Raw genomic sequence first — 15,935 nt, 5'->3', positions numbered from 1 at the left:
GCGTTGGCATGCGTTTTGATACGTTTTGGACATCTTGAACAACTGTTTTCTTTATGTCTTTGAACGCTCCGACCCGAAATTTTTTTCGCCTCGATCAACATCGGGCTTCATTTCTCGATGTACCCAAAGTCAGCGGCCATCGCGCGGATTGGATCCAGGCCGGGACGCCCGCCAGAGGGCGCCCGCTTAATATGGCGTTGCTGTTCTGGATTCTGGTCCTGGTGACAGGGCTGCATGTATCCGGCGTCAGATGGTTCAGGCTGACCGCCGACCCTGAACCCGCCGCCAAACCGATGCCTATTGAAGTGTCCTTGTTGGCGGTCCAGGCACCCAAACCCGTGCAGGCGCCGCCTTCGCCGCCGCGGCCGGCGGCAAAAAAAATGCCGCGGAAAAAGATCCAGCCCAAGCCCAGGCTGAAAAAAACGGCTGACGGGGCGCCGTCCGCGTTTGCGGCGACGGAGCAAGTTCTGCAACGGCAGCCCGAAACCAACGATGCAACGAAGGTGCTGACTAACGCAAGTCCCGTTCCGAAAGCGGAAACCCAGCCCTATACCGAGGCTTACGTCAATCCGGCTTACTTGCACAATCCCAAGCCGGACTATCCACGTACCGCCAGGAATCGGGGCTGGCAAGGCACCGTCGTGTTGCGGGTCATGGTCAGCGTGGAAGGCAAACCCGAATCGGTGACGGTCGAACGTAGTTGCGGCCATGACCTGCTCGACGAGTCGGCTGCTGAGGCCGTCAAAGGCTGGCAGTTCGTGCCGGCCATGCGCGGCGAAACAGCGATGGCCAGCACGGTGCGGGTGCCGATCGTGTTTGCCCTGCAGGAACGGGAGTCGTGGTAGGCGAAGAAACCGTGCCGGCCAGTTTATGCGCTACCCGCAACTCCACAGGCCCGGTCCCGGTTGCCGTGTGGGCTCGTGCTTTATCGGGCCTGCCGGCGCACTGTGTCATTTGACGCACCGGATGCGCCATTTCCCGCAGTGACTTGCACTTTCTGCTCGAGCGTCCGGGGGAAAATTCCGTACTCGGGCCGGTAATGAAAGCAGGCATGAAAAATGCTCTCTCCAGGCTTTAATCCAACCTCCCTGGCCTGTCCATGAGCGATCATTTCAATCCATCTCAGCAGAAAGCCAACACCGGCACAGACGCTTCCGGAGATACGGCAGACGTTCCCGAAGCAACCCTTCAGCGCATCGCCGATTTTATCCAGGAACATCGCAGCGAACTGAGCCGTTTCATCGTCAGAAAAGCGGGCACCGAAGATCTGGCTCCGGACATCCTGCACGACGCTTTTCTGCGGATAAACGGGCATCAAAGCGCCGAGACGGTCGAGAATCTGCGCGCGTACGTGTTTCGGACCGTCGCCAACCTGGTCATCGACTTTCAGCGCCGGTGCCGTCATCGGTTGCCGCACGAGGTCGACGAGGAGGCCTGGCGAAATATCCCCGACGACTTGCCCGGCCCGGAAAGCCGGTATCAACAGCGGCAGCGGCTGGAAGCGGTTAATCGGGCGCTGGCCGAACTGCCGGACGCGTGCCGGTTGGCCTTTTATCTGAACCGGGTCGAAGGATGCAGCCATGCCGAGATTGCCGCGCGTCTTTGCCTCTCCGAAAGTATGGTCGCCAAGCATCTGGCAAGGGCGATGCAGCATTGCCGCGACCGCCTGAAAAATTATTGAAAGCGGCGCATCGGCCGCCCTCTGCCCGTCTTTGTCGGTAAAAAAGATGGGCAACAATTGTTAACTCATCCGTCATAATAATAAGAATATTAGAGAGCGTTCCAATATTGCCATGACCAAATCTCCGGTTTCCACCATTTCCGCGTTATCCGACCAGGCCATCGACAGGGTGATCCGGCTGCATTCCGGCAAGGCGAGCGAGACGGATCGGGCCGAGGCCCGGGCATGGCAAAATCGAAGTCTCTCGCACCGCAAGGCGTTTGCGGAAGCCGAACGGCTCTGGCTGGAGATGGGGAACGCCATGCTGATGAACACGGCGCCTGTTGCCGGCCTCCGGCAAGACGCCACCGGCACCCGGCGCGGCCGGTACTGGACCGGTTTGGCGGCCGGTCTGCTTTTGCTTGCGTCGATGCTTCAGTTTTCAGGTTACGGCGAACGTTGGCTCAGCGATGTTTACACCGGCGTCGGCGAACAAAAAACCGTCGTCCTGACGGACGGCAGCCGCATTGCGCTGAATACCGATACCGCGTTCTCGATCGCCTTCAGCCGGACCGGAAGACGCATCGTTCTGCATCGCGGGCAGGCGGTATTTACCGTGGCCAAAGACCCGGTCAGGCCGTTTGAAGTCGCCACCGACACCGCCGTCGTCAAGGCTCTGGGCACCGTGTTCGAAGTCTTGATGGATAGCCGGGGCACGCGCGTGACGGTCGAAGAACACGCCGTCGGCATCAAGGGGCCTCATGAAAAGGATTATCCGGAATCGAGCCGGATCCATGCCGGACAACAGGCCCGCTACAGTCCCGAGCACGGTCTCGGACCGGTTGTCGCAATCGATGCCAGGCAGATTTCGCCCTGGCGGCGCGGCAAGCTGATCTTCAAAAACCGGCCCCTGGCCGAGGTCATCGCCGAACTCGACCGCTATTACCCAGGCCGTATGCTGATTGTCGGCGAAAGCCTTGAATCCTTGCGCGTCACCGGCGTCTTTCCCGTGGGCGACCCCACCGCCGCGCTGGACATGATCGCCGACATTCTGCCGGTCAGCATCACCCGCATCACGCCGTGGCTGACGTTGCTCCGGGGATAAAAATTCACAGTCCGATTACAAGATTTTCCCGCTGATCCGTCTTAACCCATACGCGGCGTTATTGCCGACTCACCGTTAAGAGGGAAAACATGGGAACCAGACAGCGAAACAACAAAGCAAAGTTCAACGCCAACCGATTATTGCCCGCCTGCATCGCCGCGCTGCTTGCCGGCGGTTTCGACGCGCCGGCACTGGCCGGCTCCGCCCAGCAAACCTTCGACATCCCGGCGCAACCGATGGACAGCGCCCTGACCGAACTGGCCGACCGCGCCGGCCTGCGTTTGTTGTATCAGGCCGGCGCAGTCGGCGCTTTACGGTCGCGCCCGGTGTCCGGCCGGCACACGCCGGAACAGGCGTTGAAGATCATGCTGGCCGATTCCGGGCTGACCTACCGCAAGACGGCAGGCGGTGCGATCACCGTAGCACAAGCCGTCGGTCGCGATGAGACGGAGAAGGGCAACGAAGCCACCACGCTGAAACCGATGACCGTGACCGGCGTGGCCGACTACGATTCGACCGATCCTTTCAATCCCGACTACAACCGTACCATGGCTTCGACTGCGACCAAAACCGACACGCCGATCATGGAAACGCCGTTGTCGATCCAGGTGGTGCCGAAAGCGGTGATCGACGACCAGCAGGCGATCCGGGTCGGTGACGCGCTGAAAAACGTCAGCGGTTATTTCGATTCCCGAGGCGAGGAATTCGTTTACGACACTGCGTATCTGCGCGGTTTCGATACCGACAGCCGGCAATACATCGACGGCTTGCGCGATCTGCCGCAATCGCATTCGCTGGCCGGTATCGAACGGGTGGAAGTATTGAAAGGGCCCGCGGGCGCCTTGTACGGACGACTGGAGCCCGGCGGCCTGATCAACTATGTGACCAAACGGCCTCTGGATACGCCTTACTATTCCTTGCAGCAACAGTTCGGCTCGTTCGATCTGTACCGTACGCTGGGCGATGCGACCGGTCCCATCACGCAGGACGGCAATTTGTTGTACCGAGTCACGATGGAATATTTGAGCAGCCATTCGTTCGTCGACGTGGTGAGCAAGGAGCGCGGCTTCATCGCGCCGTCCCTGACCTGGAAAATTTCGCCCCAAACGCAGCTCGACGTCGATTTCCGCTATCACGACGTCAACGGTCCGACGACGTTCGGCTTGCCGGCCGTCGGCAACCGGCCGGCCAACGTGCCCATCAGCCGTTTCATGGGCGAACCCGGCGACGATGGCGATTCCAGCCTGCTTTACGGAGGCATGAGCCTGACGCATGCCTTCTCCGATCATTGGAAGCTAAACGCCAAAGTCGGCTACAACTACGAGAACCAGGAGTCCGGCGGCACCTTTATCGACTCCCTGAACGAACAAACCGGCGATGCCTCGCGGTTTTACAGTTTCTACGACTATTTCGAGGACAGCATTCAAGGCCTGATCAATCTGACCGGTAAGTTTGACACCTATGGCCTGAAACATACGCTGACCGCCGGCGGCGACATTTACCATACCCACGGCCGCACCGGTAAAAGTTATTTTTTGTGCGAAGCGTGCGGCACCAGTTTTCCGGCGCCGATCAATATCTATCAGCCGATCGTTTACGGGCGGCCCGGTATCGATCCGGCCACTGAAACGGCAGGCGGAGGCAGCAATACCGAAACGTTCTGGTGGGGGCTGTACGTTCAGGATCAAGTCACGATATTGGACGACTGGCATCTGATGTTCGGCACTCGATACGACCAGGCGACCAACAACAGCAGTTGGGGAAATCCTACCGACGACGGCGAGTTCAGTCCGCGCGTCGGCCTGTTGTACCGGCCGATGAACTGGCTTTCGCTGTATGCGAATTACGTCCGGGCAATGAACGCGGCGAACGTCAACCGGGTCTCGCCGGGCACCCAGGTCAAGCCGGAAATGTCGGAAGGTTATGAAGCGGGCTTGAAAGGTGACTGGTGGAACGGACGGCTGACCGCAAACCTGACCTTTTATGAGTTGACCAAGAAAAACATCAGCCAGCCGCATTCCGATCCGAAGCTGGCGGCGCAAGGCTTCAGCGTGTTCGCCGGCGAAGGCCGCAGCCAGGGCATCGAGTTCGACATCTCCGGCAGAATGACCGAGAATTGGAGCCTGATCGGCACTTATTCACTGACCAATACCGAATTCACACAGGATTCGACCGGAATTGAAGGCAATCAATTCGCCAACGTGCCGACCCATGCCGGCAGCCTCTGGTCGAAGTACGACTTCGGCGGCTTCGGCTGGCAGGGGCTCTGGACCGGTGCCGGCGTGTTCATTGCCGATCAGCGCCAGGGCGACCGCGCAAACAGTTTTCAGCTACCGGGCTATGCCCGGCTCGATGCGGCGCTGGGTTATTCCTTCCATGCCGGACCGTCGAAAGTCAGTCTGCAATTCAACGTCGACAACCTGCTCGACAAGCGTTATTACACGTCTTCGACGTGGGAAACGCGCGCTTACGGCATCCAGCCCGGAGTGCCCAGAACCTTTCTCGGCTCGGTCCGGGTGGAATTTTGAACCCCGCCCGTCTGCAGCGCCTGAAAGAGCGCCGTCGTGTTTGGTTTCAAGTGCATCTGTATCTCGGCCTGATCGCCGGCGCGGTGTTGGTCGTCGTCGGCCTGACCGGCAGCATTGCGGTGTTTTACTGGGAATTGCAGGAAGTGCTAAACGCCGGACAGATGCAGATCGAAGCGCCGCCGGAAGGGCAGCGCCGCCTGCATTCCCTGGATGAAATCGTCGCGGCGGCAGAAACCATTAAACCGGAAGGCAGCCGTTTCGACAAGGTGTATTACCCTCGCAATGAACACCTTGCCTACAAGCTGCTGTATGTTCTTCCGTCGCCGCCCAACGGCAGTGGCGACGAATATTACGTCTTTGTCGATCCTTACACCGCAAAAGCGACCGGGAAGCAACTGTGGCATCCTTACCAGCGCTATTGGGGGCGGCCTTTCGTCAGTTTCGTGATGCAGCTCCATTGGTGTTTGTTGCTCGGCAGAACCGGCGGCACGCTGGTCGGCATTCTGGGCGTGTTGGCGATCATCTCGGTATTGACCGGACTGATCGTCTGGTGGCCGTTGACCGGAAAGTGGCGGCAGGCGCTGATCTTCAAACCGGGTGCCGGTGCCGCTCGCCGCAATTACGATCTGCACAAGTTCGCCGGCGTCTATTTGTCGGCCGTATTGCTCGTGGTGTTGTTCTCGGGCGTGTATTTCAATCTGCCGGAGCGGGTCAATGTGCTGGTCGAACCGTTTTCGCACCTGACCCGGCCCAACGCCTGGGAAGGCCTGCCGTCGCAAACTTACCATTCCACGGTTCGGCGGGACCAAAAACCGATCGGACCCGCGGCGGTGGAAGCGGCGGTCAATCGCCGCTATCCCTCCGGGCGCTTCTGGATGCTGACCGCGCCGAAAGGGCCAGACGGCATTTATTACGTTTGGAAACGCGACGTGGACGAACTCGGACCGTTCATCGGCTACCGGGAGTTCGTCATCGACCAATACAGCGGCGAACTCCTGGAAGTGTACGAGTCCGGCACCGGCAGCGCCGGCGACGTGCTGCTGGACTGGCAGTGGCCGCTGCATTCGGGCCAGGCGTTCGGCTGGCCGGGCAGGGCGCTGGTGTTTTTGTCCGGGCTCGCTTGTCCGGTGCTGTATGTGACCGGGATTATCCGCTGGCTGCAAAAACGGCGGGCAAAAAAATGGACCGGTCTACAAAAACCGAGCAGGTAGATGGGGCGCGCTTTTTGCGCCTGACGCTTCCAATGTTTTAGCACCGTAGGCTGGGATGAACAACGTGAATCCCGGCTTTTACCCGGCTTGCTGGGTTTCATTGCATTCATCCCTGCCTACTTTACTGTTGCCCGGCCTGCCGGACTGCGATAAGCAAATTTTGGCTCAAAAATTGCTTATAAATCTTAATGGTCTGGCCGCCTATCCAGAGGCGAAATGTAAACAGTCCACAGACGAAATTTGTTAACCGTTCAACGAAAAGCTCTGAAAGCCTCTTCATCAGAAAAGGAAATCCAAGCCAGACAAAATGCATCCGCTTGATCCCTTCGTCGATTGGCCTTCTCACTGAATAATTACGATTTTTTTAAACAAAACCGAACAGACACGACCGCCGCAAGCGTTACCGACATGACTATCAATGGTTTAATGGACAAGTTATTCCTCCGCCACAGCAAGGAGTTGTTGCTGTTTGCCACGCAACGCGCCGGCAATGGGGCGGAAGATCTGGTGCAGGAGGCTTATTTGCGCTTGCTGCAACACCCCGATCCCGAATCGATTGAAAACGTCCGTGCATTTTTGTTCCGAACCACGTCGAATTTGAGCATCGATCTTTACCGGCGACAAATGCTGGAGACGCGATACCGCTTTGAACCGGCGCCCGACCTCGAAAACGACAGGGAAGTTTCCGGCATAACGTCCACCACGCCGGCACCGGAAACCCAAATCAGCCAGCAGCAGGAACTGGAACTGCTGAGCGAAATGCTCCAGGAGCTTCCGGAAGTGACTCGTTACGTATTCGTGCTCAAGCGTATCGAAGGGCTTTCCCATTCCGAAATCGCCAAACGTTTGGGCATTTCGGAACGCAATTCCGAACGCCATCTCGCCATCGCTCTGCGGCATTTGCTCAAACATCCGGGTTTCGAGGAGTAGCGCAAACCGTTTGCCGCAACGATTCAAGCTATTTCGCCGGCGGTACTTTCCCCGGCATTCGTTTTATTCAATAATACCCTTACAAAATAACCGGGCATCCGCCGATACCATGACCGTCCCTGCCGCAACCGACATCGCCGAAACACTCCAGGATGAAGCCATCGAATGGATGATCCGCCTGAGCGCGGAAAGTTGCCCGGCCGACGAGTTGCAGGCCTTCGATCAGTGGCTGCAACAAAGCCCCGGACATCAGGCGGCCTATGCCGAAATCGCTCGCCGCATGGACTGGCTGGAACGCGTTGCCAAAAACGACGCCGCCGTCCGAAAGGCCGCCCTGCGTTACCGCTCGGAACCGCAAGAACACGCCGGACGGCGTTGGTTGAAGTTGGCCTCGGCGGCTTCAATCCTGCTGGCCGTCGGCGTGGCCACGTTTTCATCGGAAGGCTGGTACGGCAGCAGCGCCCATTACCGGTCCGCGCGCGGAGGCCGTGAAACCGTCGATCTGGCCGACGGTTCGCGGCTGGAATTGAACACCGACAGTGAAGTTAAAGTACGCCTCAATCGCTGGCAACGATCGGTCCAAGTTGTCAAAGGCGAAGTCTATTTCAGCGTGGCGCACCAGACCGAGCGGCCGTTCATCGTCACCGCCGGGGCCGGCCGCAGTATCGACATCGGCACCGAATTCGAGGTCTATCGCCAGGGCGGACAAGTCATTATTGCGGTCCGGGAAGGCAGCGTCCGCGTCGAAGCCAAACAAAGCCGCGAACTGACCGCATCGCAGACCGTCGCTTATGACCCAAACGGCGATTTCATCGATCCGCCTGCTCAATTCGACATTGACGCCGCCACCGCCTGGCGGCGAGGCAAACTGATTTTCGACAATCGCCGGCTGGATGAAGTACTGTCCGAAATGAGTCGCTATCACAACGTGCAGTTGCAGTTGTCCGACCGAAAGCTGGCCGACAACAAAGTCAGCGGCACCTTTTTTATCGACCGCCTGGATGGCAACCTCGCCACCATCGCCAACAGTTTGAATCTGACCGTTCGTTATGCAGGCAGCGGCAAAATCGTGCTGGCCAGGCATTGAGAGCAAATAGCGGGTAGCGGGTAGCCCGGATGGAGCTTGCGCAATCCGGGATTTTTGTGGCTCCGATGATCCCGCATTGCCTTGCATTACATGCGGGCTACCTTGCCGGCTTAACTTGGCGGCCTTGGATCGTTTTCAATTTGTATGTATGGATTACTCAGGCGACATCAGGCTGCTTTAGCCAAAGAAAGCAGGGGACAACATCGGCACGCATGCCGCCAATTAAAAATTTTTTTAATAATTCCAGAAAACTGCGCTTTAGCGTGTCGGCTTTTTTTTATCTCTTCGTTTTAGTTTATGAACAACTAAAAACAAGGAGATAATGAATGTACCACCCCACGAAAATTTCGGTCGCCGCCCTGTTGTGCGCAAGCCTCGGCAGCGCGGTGGCGGACGAGAAAGTTCAGACCTACCATATTCCCGCCCAATCCTTGCACGGCGCCTTGCAAAAACTCGCGGATCAGGCCGGAATTGCGGTATTTTTCTCGGACAGCCAGGTGCAGGGCAAGACCAGCCCGGCCTTACAAGGCTCGTACAGTCCACGCGAAGCCTTGGAAAAATTGCTGGCAGGCAGCGGTTTGACCTATACCTTTACGGACGAAAATTCGGTTTCGGTCAAGGCCGCGGATTCGAAGAGCGATGCTTCGTCGACGTTGCCGGCGATGAGAGTGGTGGGAACGGCGGAATACGATTCGACCGATCCGTATAACACCGACTACAACCGTCCCAACGCGGTTACCGCGACCAAAACCGATACGCCGCTGATACAGACGCCGTTCTCGGTAAAAGTCGTTCCGCAGCAGGTGTTAAAAGACCAACAAGCGATTACCGTCGACCAGGCATTAAGGAACGTCAGCGGCGTGGTCACTGGCTCCGGCGGGACCGGCACCTTCTTCATCCGCGGTTTCGGCAACTACAACGTTTATCGGGACGGCTATTTGAATCAGAGCCAATGGGCGCATACCGAAGACCTGGAAAACATCGAGCGGATCGAAGTCTTGAAAGGCCCCGGTTCCGTTCTGTACGGGCGGACCGAGCCGGGCGGGCTGGTCAATTTCGTGACCAAGCAGCCGCTGGATACGGCGTATTACAGCCTGCGCCAGCAATTCGGCTCGTTCGATCACTACCGCACCAGCGTCGATGCGACCGGCCCTTTGAGCGCCGACAAGGATCTGGCTTACCGTTTCAATCTGGGGTATCAATCCAACAACACCTTTCAGGAGTTCGGCGGTAACGAACGCTTGTTCGTCGCGCCTTCCCTGCGCTGGAACATCAGCGAGCAGACCACGTCGACCTTCAAGATCGAATACAGCGACATCAAGGAGTTGGGGCGCGGCACGGTTCCTCTCCTGGGCGATCGCCCGGCGCCGATTCCACGCTCGCTCAATCTCGGCGATCCTTGGAATATTCAGGAAGACGAATATGTCATGTTGTCGTTGAACACCGTGCACGCATTCAACGACAACTGGCGGCTGCGGCACCGCTTCAACTTTACCAACCACATCCTGACCATGTCGGGAAAGTTCCCGACAGGCGCCTTTTCCCCCGTGCAGCCGAACGGGGATCAGACACGGTATTTCTTTGCGCAAAACACCGACGGCAACGATTATCAGCACAATTTTTTCAACGCGCTGGAGCTGAACGGAAAATTCGATACCGCCTTTCTAAAGCACAATCTGTTGATCGGCGGCGACTATTACCGTACCGACTACCGAGCCACCTCGGCCGGGTTTACTCCTCAGACCGGCGACGTTACCAATATTTATCATCCGATCCACCAGCCCGGACCGCCGGCCATCCTGCCGGGCGACGTGGACCTGGCTGAATGGACGCTCCCGTGGTTCGGCCTGTATGCGCAGGATCAAATCGAGCTGCCTTATCATTTGCATGCGCTGGCGGGACTTCGTTACGACAATGCGACCAGCTCCTGGCACGGCTCCTCTTATTCCGACACCAGCGCGGACAAGGTTTCGCCGCGCGGCGGCCTGGTCTGGCAGCCGATTCCCGAGTTTTCGCTTTACGGCAGCTACACCGAAAACTTCGGCGCCTCGAACTATTACGACTGGTCGACGAAAACGCCGTTGCCGCCGCAAACCGCGAAGCAATGGGAAGTCGGCGCCAAAACCGAGCTGTTCGACGGACGCTTCAGCGCGACGATGGCTTATTTCGACCTGACCAAACAGAATCTGCCGATGGAGGTTGGGCCGAACGTCACCAAAGCCGTCGGCGAGGCCGAGAGCCGCGGCATCGAATTTGATTTGAGCGGCGAAATTCTGCCGGGCTGGAGCATCATCGGCGCCTATGCCTATACGCCGTTCGCCAAAACGACCAAGGATTCGGCCGGTTTCGGAAACAGCGGCAAGCGCCTGAACAATGCCCCGGTGCACAGCGCCAGCCTGTGGACTACTTACGAGTTTCAAAAGCCGCTGTTGCGGGGCGTCAGAATCGGCGCGGGCATGCAGGCGGTGGGGCAGCGCGAGATCGGCTACGACGAGACCGCGCAAGCGCCGGGCTACGTCACGATGAACGTGATGTTGAGCAAGTTCTGGAAGATCGGCGCTTCCCGTGTCACGGCGCAACTGAACATCGACAATCTGACCGACAAAACCTATATTGCCAGCATCTACAGCTATGGCCCTTCACACTACGGCGCGCCGCGGACATTCATGGGGTCGGTGAGAATAGAATATTGAGTGAATTCACACGTAATCTGTTAGGGGATTCACCGTTGGCTCGGCAGTTCGATGCCTTTCTGCCTGTGCGCGACGCACAGACGGAGGACGCCGAAAATGCCGGGCAAAAATCACAACATGCGCGATTTGCCGCACCCCGTATGGGAAATGCCGCACTTTATCCGGTATTCCCGATCTTCATTGTTCAATTCCCTGCCAGATCCGTGTTTTACATGTTTGGCACAAGACTTGCCAAAGTTTTTGCCTAACGTGAAACGTTCGGCTTAAATTATCACCGGCAAACGACATGGCAGGAATACAGCTACCCGATACGCTCAATATGGACGCCCTGTTTTACGGGCACAAGATCGAATTGACAAGACATTTGGCAAAGATTGTAAAATGCGACGAGACCGCGGCCGATCTGGTTCAGGAAAGTTATTTGATCCTGCATAAAGCCTCGCAACGGCAAACCATCGAGCATCCGCGCGGCTTTCTGTTCCGCATTGCCACTCATCTGGCGTTCAATTACCTGAGGCGGAACAAGATCGCCGACACGCATTCGCAGCATCTGACGAACGACGATCAGGCCAGTCCGTCCGCCGAGCATCTGGTGACCGAAAAGCAGCGGCTGGAGCGTTTTGTCCGGATCGTTGAAGAATTGCCGCCGCGCTGCCGCGATGTATTTGTCTTGTTCAAAGTGCATGGCATGAGCCAGAAGGAAATTGCCGAAGAACTGGGCATCAGCGTCAGCGGGGTGGAAAAACACATCGCCAGGGGACTGAGCTGCATCCGCCGGCAATTGTTGGCATGGGACGGCGAGTGAGGTTTTGGAACAGAAGTATCTACCGTTTATCGCAGCATAACAAAATTCAATCGATGAAAGCACCCAAACAACCTTTTTCCAGGCCGGACAATGAACAGGCCGATCAGATCGCCGAACAGGCGATCGTCTGGTTTGCCCGTCTGCAGTCGGGTGAATTGTCGACAGATGAACGCCTTTGTTTTCAAACCTGGAAAATGCAAAGTCCGGCGCACCGGCAAGCCTACAGCGAAGCTTCGCAGTTATGGGACGACAGCGATTTTAATCAGGCGTTAAAACGCATCGGCCTGTCCGACGGCATCGTCAAAAAGCGGCGCAACGCTCATGCCGTCAGAAAATGGCTGCCGTTGAGCCTGGCGGCGAGCGTAGCCTTACTGGCTTTGCTGTTCGATCCCGTCACCCGCGTTCAGGCGGATTACTATACTCCGGTGGGCGCCAGTCAAACCGTTCGGCTGAGCGACGGCTCCAACGTCACCCTGAATACCGACAGCGCCGTCGCCGTTGCTTTTAACGAAGAACAACGGTTCGTTCGCCTGCTCAAAGGCGAAGCTTATTTCGACGTCCGGCGCGATGAAGGCAGACCGTTCGTGGTCGACAGCGGAGAGACGGAAACCCGAGTCCTTGGCACCCGCTTCATCGTTCGGGATGGAGCCGCCGAAGACAAGGTCACCGTGATGCAGGGGTTGGTCAACGTCAGCAACAAGGCCAACCGGCAAAACGTGCTCTTGCATCCGGACGAACAGGTCGGCAATACGTCATCGGGCCTGACTGCCGTTCGGCCTCTTGCCGACCATCGGGAAAGCGGCTGGCTGAAAGGCCGCCTGTCGTTTCAGGACACCCCCCTCGAACAAGTCGTCAACGACGTGGGCCGGTATCTGCCCGGCCTGATCCTGTTCAGCGATCCCACCTTGAAAACCTACCGCATCAATGCCCGCTTCGACGTTACCCGGCCGTCCCGCGCGCTGGATACGCTGGAACAAACCTTGCCGATCAAAATTACCTATGTCGGCAATTGGCTGACGGTGATCGGGCGGCGTTGACCGCCCCCCGAAAAGGGCAGGAGCTGAAAGCTTGCTTTGTCAACGTCTTGCCGGCACAGCGGGGTGCGGTCTCCAAAAATAAATGCCGCCTGCGGAAGCGAAGCCTCTCGCGACGCCGGCGGCAATGTCCGGCATGAAAACGATAAAAAAGTGATTTCGCCAGGTGCGGATATTTTTTTGTCGATTGTCTTCCTTGAGAACACCCTGCCGCTGCCCGCCAATAGGCGGCGCGGACCGGCAAACCGTCATCAAAGGAGACCATTGAATGTCACGACCGAATACGATCCACCCAACCCGCCGGATGAACACGCTGGCGACGGCCGTCACCGCAACTCTTTGTCTGGCGCCGCTCGGCTCGCCCGCTGACGATAACGGCAGGCGCGCGCTGCACATTCCATCCCAATCATTGCAGACGGCCATCAATCAGCTTTCCGAACAGGCCGACTGGCAAATCAGCTATCCCGCCGAGCTGGTCAAGGGACTGACCGCGCCCTCCGTCTCCGGACAATACAGCGCCCGGGAGGCTCTGGACAGACTTCTGTCCGGCAGTGGCCTGATTGCCGTGAAGACGCCGAACGGCGCCGTTACGGTGGTGAAAGCCGAAGCCCGGCCTGAGGCGGAAGCCGGAAAAGCCGAGGCCGCCCTATTGGCGCCGATGACCGTGACCGGCAGCGCCGAATACGATGCGGCCGATCCGTACAACCCGGATTACAACCGGCCTAATGCCACGACCGCCACGAAGACCGACACGCCGATCATGGAGACGCCGGTTTCCATCCAGGTCATTCCCAAAGCGATCCTGGCGGACAAACAGATAACGACGCTGCCCGACGCCGTCAACGGCCAGGTGAGCGGCGTGCTGGGCCGAACCGGTGGCGGCTATCTCTACGACAACTTCATCATCCGGGGCCTCGCCGGCTCCGGTTTCGGCGATGCCTACCGCAACGGCTTGTTCAACCGGCAGGATATTTACGACATCGCCAACATCGAGCGGATCGACATCCTCAAGGGGCCTGCGGCTGTGCTCTACGGGCGCATCGAGCCGGGCGGTCTGGTCAACTACGTGACCAAGAAGCCGCTCGATACGGCTTACTACTCCATTCAGCAGCAGTTCGGCTCTTATGATCAGTACCGCACGCTGATGGACGCCACCGGTCCGATCGATCAGAACAAGACTTTGCTTTACCGGATCAACGGATCCTATACCAACAACCAGTCGTTCCGGGATTTTGTCGGCAACGAGCGCTTTTTCGTGGCCCCCGTCGTTACCTGGCGGCCGACCGACCGCATCGAAACCCATCTGGAGCTGGAATACAAGCACGACCGCTTCAATGCCGATTTCGGCATTCCCGCGATCAATGGGCGTCCGGCGCCGATTCCGATCACCCGTACCTTGAAGGATGGCCCGGATCGCCAATCGGTCGAAAGTACGCTGGTCGGTTTCGACTGGACCTATCGCCTCAACGAGGACTGGAAAATAACCCAGCGCTACCTGTTCAAGGACTGGACGCTGAGCGGGCCGACGCTGTTCAATTTCGGGGGCCTCGACGCCGATAACCGCACCTTGAACCGCACCGCATATAAAAGTGTGCAGGACGTCATGACCCATTCGGGCAACCTGGATTTGAACGGCAAATTCGACCTTCTCGGCAGCCGGCACAATTTGTTGATCGGCTTCGACGGTTTTCTTGCTTCCACCGAATCCCCTTCCGCGAGCGAGGCGGCGCCTTCGATCGATATATTCAATCCGGTTTACGGACTGGTGGATTTCGACGCCCTGACCACCGACAACGGCTTTTTCTATCGCAAGGAATCCTGGCTGGGCGCTTACGTTCAGGACCAGATCACCTTCTTCGACCGACTGCATCTGTTGCTCGGCGGCCGCTACGACAACGTCACCACGGGCGCCAATTTTTCCCCGATGTCGCTCGCCGCGGCCAGAGCGGGGCGCGTTGCGCAGAAAGACGATGCGTTCAGCCCGCGCCTCGGCCTGCTTTACCAGGCGCTGGACTGGCTGTCCCTGTACGGCAATTACACCAAGTCGTTCAGCGGCAACAACGGCGTCAGCGCGGACGGCGCGAAATTCGATCCGCAGCGAGGCAAACAATACGAGATCGGGATCAAGGCAGAGACGCCCGATAAACGGCTTTCCTCGACGCTGGCCCTGTTCCACCTGACCAAGACCAACCTGCTTACCGACGATCCCAACGAAGCCGATCCCAATTTTCAAATTCTGGCCGGCGCGATCAGAAGCCGAGGCATCGAGTTCGATCTGGCCGGACAGATCACCGACCGACTGCATCTATTGACCACTTACGCTTATACCGAAGCCAAGTACACCCAGGATTTTGACGGCCTGCAGGGCAACCGGCTGGAAAACGTGCCTCGGCATCAGGGCAGTCTGTGGGGCACCTGGCAATTCAACGAAGCCTTCAAGGCCGGTCTGGGCGTGGTAGCCGTCGGCAGGCGCTGGGGCGATGCCGACAATACCTTCATCCTGCCGGGCTATGTTCGCCTGGATGCCATGGCGGCCTATACCCATACCGTGGGCCGGCATAGATTCACGGCCCAATTGAACGTCAACAACCTGCTGGACAAGGAATATTACGCCAACTCCGACGGCAGCGACCTGGACGTCATCCCCGGCTCGCCGATCAACGTGTTCGGCTCGTTGAAATACGAATTCTAGGGAGTAGCCGCTTCGGCTCTGCTTGCGGAGAGACAGGCCGGTAGGCCGGTCCGCTGTTCGGAAAAAGGCCGCCGGCGCTTTAGGCCTGTCCGGGCGGCCCGTCGATTTCACTGTGTCATTTGACCCGGCCAATCCGTTATTTCACGCAATTTAAATCCGGGCAGGGAACCGGCGTCAGGAAGCCGAACAG

13 protein-coding genes are annotated in these 15,935 nt (G+C 58.1%); all 13 read left to right on the top strand.

All coding sequences use genetic code 11. The features are described from left to right. Window positions 1-53: 53 nt before the first annotated feature. The 13 genes from A3OW_RS25010 to A3OW_RS0113670 all read left to right on the top strand — a co-directional run bounded on the left by A3OW_RS25010 (window position 54) and on the right by A3OW_RS0113670 (window position 15,745). Complete coding sequence (locus tag A3OW_RS25010; RefSeq protein WP_020564021.1) at window positions 54-845, top strand: energy transducer TonB; 792 nt, start codon at window positions 54-56, stop codon at window positions 843-845. Between the two features lie 254 nt (window positions 846-1,099). Beyond that, the gene (locus A3OW_RS0113730) at window positions 1,100-1,681 is read left to right on the top strand and encodes a sigma-70 family RNA polymerase sigma factor (protein WP_020564020.1); all 582 of its coding nucleotides are present in this window, start codon (window positions 1,100-1,102) and stop codon (window positions 1,679-1,681) included. A 112-nt stretch (window positions 1,682-1,793) separates the two neighbouring features. Continuing rightward, the gene (locus A3OW_RS0113725) at window positions 1,794-2,765 is read left to right on the top strand and encodes a FecR family protein (protein ID WP_020564019.1); all 972 of its coding nucleotides are present in this window, start codon (window positions 1,794-1,796) and stop codon (window positions 2,763-2,765) included. 89 nt (window positions 2,766-2,854) lie between these two features. Then, window positions 2,855-5,293: a TonB-dependent siderophore receptor gene (locus A3OW_RS0113720; RefSeq protein ID WP_020564018.1), complete on the top strand. Its 2,439-nt coding sequence runs from the start codon at window positions 2,855-2,857 to the stop codon at window positions 5,291-5,293. Continuing rightward, window positions 5,290-6,504, top strand: a complete 1,215-nt coding sequence (locus A3OW_RS0113715) for a PepSY-associated TM helix domain-containing protein (protein WP_020564017.1) — start codon at window positions 5,290-5,292, stop codon at window positions 6,502-6,504. The genes A3OW_RS0113720 and A3OW_RS0113715 overlap by 4 nt, the downstream gene beginning before the upstream one ends. Before the next feature lie 408 nt (window positions 6,505-6,912). Further along, window positions 6,913-7,434 carry an RNA polymerase sigma factor gene (locus tag A3OW_RS0113705; RefSeq protein WP_033411746.1) on the top strand — a complete coding sequence of 174 codons (522 nt, stop codon included), beginning with the start codon at window positions 6,913-6,915 and terminating at the stop codon, window positions 7,432-7,434. Between the two features lie 109 nt (window positions 7,435-7,543). Further along, window positions 7,544-8,521: a FecR family protein gene (locus tag A3OW_RS0113700; RefSeq protein WP_020564014.1), complete on the top strand. Its 978-nt coding sequence runs from the start codon at window positions 7,544-7,546 to the stop codon at window positions 8,519-8,521. 29 nt (window positions 8,522-8,550) lie between these two features. Further along, window positions 8,551-8,844, top strand: coding sequence for a hypothetical protein (locus A3OW_RS27885; RefSeq protein ID WP_157385894.1), 294 nt, complete (start codon window positions 8,551-8,553; stop codon window positions 8,842-8,844). A 3-nt stretch (window positions 8,845-8,847) separates the two neighbouring features. Further along, on the top strand, window positions 8,848-11,214 hold the full coding sequence (locus A3OW_RS0113695) for a TonB-dependent siderophore receptor (protein WP_020564013.1): 2,367 nt from the start codon (window positions 8,848-8,850) through the stop codon (window positions 11,212-11,214). Beyond that, window positions 11,211-11,462, top strand: a complete 252-nt coding sequence (locus tag A3OW_RS0113690; RefSeq protein ID WP_020564012.1) for a hypothetical protein — start codon at window positions 11,211-11,213, stop codon at window positions 11,460-11,462. Before A3OW_RS0113695 ends, A3OW_RS0113690 begins: the two co-directional genes overlap by 4 nt. Before the next feature lie 38 nt (window positions 11,463-11,500). After that, window positions 11,501-12,019: an RNA polymerase sigma factor gene (locus tag A3OW_RS0113685; protein ID WP_026223599.1), complete on the top strand. Its 519-nt coding sequence runs from the start codon at window positions 11,501-11,503 to the stop codon at window positions 12,017-12,019. A gap of 53 nt (window positions 12,020-12,072) precedes the next feature. Next, entirely contained in the window at window positions 12,073-13,056 is a 984-nt protein-coding gene (locus A3OW_RS0113680) for a FecR family protein (protein WP_026223598.1), read from the top strand. A gap of 265 nt (window positions 13,057-13,321) precedes the next feature. Continuing rightward, on the top strand, window positions 13,322-15,745 hold the full coding sequence (locus A3OW_RS0113670) for a TonB-dependent siderophore receptor (RefSeq protein WP_232422384.1): 2,424 nt from the start codon (window positions 13,322-13,324) through the stop codon (window positions 15,743-15,745). Window positions 15,746-15,935: the final 190 nt, after the last annotated feature.

It is taken from the genome of Methylosarcina fibrata AML-C10 (assembly GCF_000372865.1).
GTDB classification, from domain to species: Bacteria; Pseudomonadota; Gammaproteobacteria; order Methylococcales; family Methylomonadaceae; genus Methylosarcina; species Methylosarcina fibrata.
This window is presented reverse-complemented; position numbering and strand designations above follow the sequence as displayed.

What these genes read in the sequence shown, in the direction of transcription:
- A3OW_RS25010 (WP_020564021.1), top strand. Translation starts at nt 54, where the DNA reads ATGTCTTTGAACGCTCCGACCCGAAATTTTTTTCGCCTCGATCAACAT.
- A3OW_RS0113730 (WP_020564020.1), top strand. Translation starts at nt 1,100, where the DNA reads ATGAGCGATCATTTCAATCCATCTCAGCAGAAAGCCAACACCGGCACA.
- A3OW_RS0113725 (WP_020564019.1), top strand. Translation starts at nt 1,794, where the DNA reads ATGACCAAATCTCCGGTTTCCACCATTTCCGCGTTATCCGACCAGGCC.
- A3OW_RS0113720 (WP_020564018.1), top strand. Translation starts at nt 2,855, where the DNA reads ATGGGAACCAGACAGCGAAACAACAAAGCAAAGTTCAACGCCAACCGA.
- A3OW_RS0113705 (WP_033411746.1), top strand. Translation starts at nt 6,913, where the DNA reads ATGACTATCAATGGTTTAATGGACAAGTTATTCCTCCGCCACAGCAAG.
- A3OW_RS0113700 (WP_020564014.1), top strand. Translation starts at nt 7,544, where the DNA reads ATGACCGTCCCTGCCGCAACCGACATCGCCGAAACACTCCAGGATGAA.
- A3OW_RS27885 (WP_157385894.1), top strand. Translation starts at nt 8,551, where the DNA reads ATGGAGCTTGCGCAATCCGGGATTTTTGTGGCTCCGATGATCCCGCAT.
- A3OW_RS0113695 (WP_020564013.1), top strand. Translation starts at nt 8,848, where the DNA reads ATGTACCACCCCACGAAAATTTCGGTCGCCGCCCTGTTGTGCGCAAGC.
- A3OW_RS0113685 (WP_026223599.1), top strand. Translation starts at nt 11,501, where the DNA reads ATGGCAGGAATACAGCTACCCGATACGCTCAATATGGACGCCCTGTTT.
- A3OW_RS0113680 (WP_026223598.1), top strand. Translation starts at nt 12,073, where the DNA reads ATGAAAGCACCCAAACAACCTTTTTCCAGGCCGGACAATGAACAGGCC.
- A3OW_RS0113670 (WP_232422384.1), top strand. Translation starts at nt 13,322, where the DNA reads ATGTCACGACCGAATACGATCCACCCAACCCGCCGGATGAACACGCTG.